The sequence below is a fragment of the Microbacterium sp. CCH5-D1 genome (genome assembly GCF_001557335.1).
GTDB lineage: Bacteria > Actinomycetota > Actinomycetes > Actinomycetales > Microbacteriaceae > Microbacterium > Microbacterium oxydans.
Window position 1 is genome coordinate 1 of record NZ_LSJW01000016.1, and the last position, 1426, is coordinate 1426.

General features: G+C 69.1%; 1 protein-coding gene. It reads right to left on the reverse strand.

The window, feature by feature from the left end; all coding sequences use genetic code 11:
* Positions 1 to 3: 3 nt before the first annotated feature.
* A complete protein-coding gene (locus tag AX744_RS01205; protein WP_061015172.1) occupies positions 4 to 1314 on the reverse strand; it encodes an ISL3-like element ISPfr18 family transposase in 1311 nt (436 codons plus the stop codon).
* Positions 1315 to 1426 lie beyond the last annotated feature (112 nt).

Below are 1426 nucleotides of genomic sequence, written 5' to 3' on the forward strand. Positions count from 1 at the left end.
GGCTCATCGCGAATGAGAGTGTAGGAGCGGTCTGAATCCGCCGGCTTCGAGGAGCGATCTGGCGACGTAGTGCGTGAGGTTCCGGAAGCCGAGGGCGGAACCGCGAAGGTGCTCGAGCCGGCCGTTGATGGCCTCCGTTGGGCCGTTGCTCGTTCCGGGGCGGTCGAAGAACGCGAGGATGTCCGCGGCGCGCTGCTTCAGTGTGCGGCCGAGGCGACGGACCTCTTTGAGCAGCGCGGGGACGCCGTTGCTGACAGAGTCGATCACCGCCCGCATCATCTCCTTCGCCTTGTTCTTGTCGGGTTCGCGGTAGGCGGCGACGATGCGCTGGTAGATGCCCCAGGTCGCTTCGACCTCGACGTGCTCCTCGGCGGCGAACACCGCGTCGAGCCGCGCGGTCTGCTTCTCGGTGAGGAAGCTCGCGCCGGTGTGGAGGGTGCGGCGGACCCCGTAGAGCGGGTCGCCGGCGTGACCGCGGTGCCCGAGGGTGTCTTGTTGGACGCGCTGCCTGGTCCGGTCGAGCGCGTCGCCGGCGAGGCGGACGACGTGGAACGGGTCCATCACCGGGACCGCGTCGGGGAGCTCTTCGGCCGCGGCGGTCTTGAACCCGGAGAACCCGTCCATCGCGACCACCTCGATCCGGCTCGACCACTCCGCAGGCCGGGCGGCGAGCCACTCCTTGAACACCTGCTTCGAGCGGCCCTCGACCATGTCCAGCAGCCTGGCCGGGCCCGTCTTGTTCCTCGTGGGGGTGAGGTCGATGATCACGGTCACGTACTTCTCGCCAAACCGTGTGTGACGCCAGACGTGCTCGTCGACACCGATCGTGGTGACCCCGTCGAACCTCGCCGGGTCGTCGATCAGGCGACGCTTGCCTTCGGCGATGATCGCGGTGTTCGCGGTATGCCACGACACCCCGAGCCCTGCTGCGGCGCGGGAGACGGTGAGGTGGTCGACCACGATCGCCGTGAGTGCCCACCCGATCCCGCCGCGGGAGATCTTCTCCCTCGGCGCCGCCGCCTTCGACGTGTCCTGCCGCCAGGTCCGGCGGCAGTGCGTGCACCGGTAGCGGCGCACCCGGACCAGCAGCGTCGTCGGCCGATGCCCGAACGGCTCATGCGCCAGCGGCCGCGTCACCGTGTCACGCGGCACGCCCTCCGCGCCGCACTTCCGACACCACGGGTCGTCCTCGACGACGCGGCACTCCAGCACCGCCCGATCAGGCTCGAGCAGCTGCCCGACGGCTTGAAGGCCGAGCTCGTCGAGACGGCAGAACGTGGTCAGGTCAGGGGTCGCGAACGTAGGGTGGTGCAAGTCGAGGTCTTCCGGCGGATGGTGAGCGTGAGAACTTCCATCCTGGAAGACCTCGACGCCTATCCGCGAACCAGCCGGCGGTCCCGGGCTACACCCTCAACTGCGAAGAGCC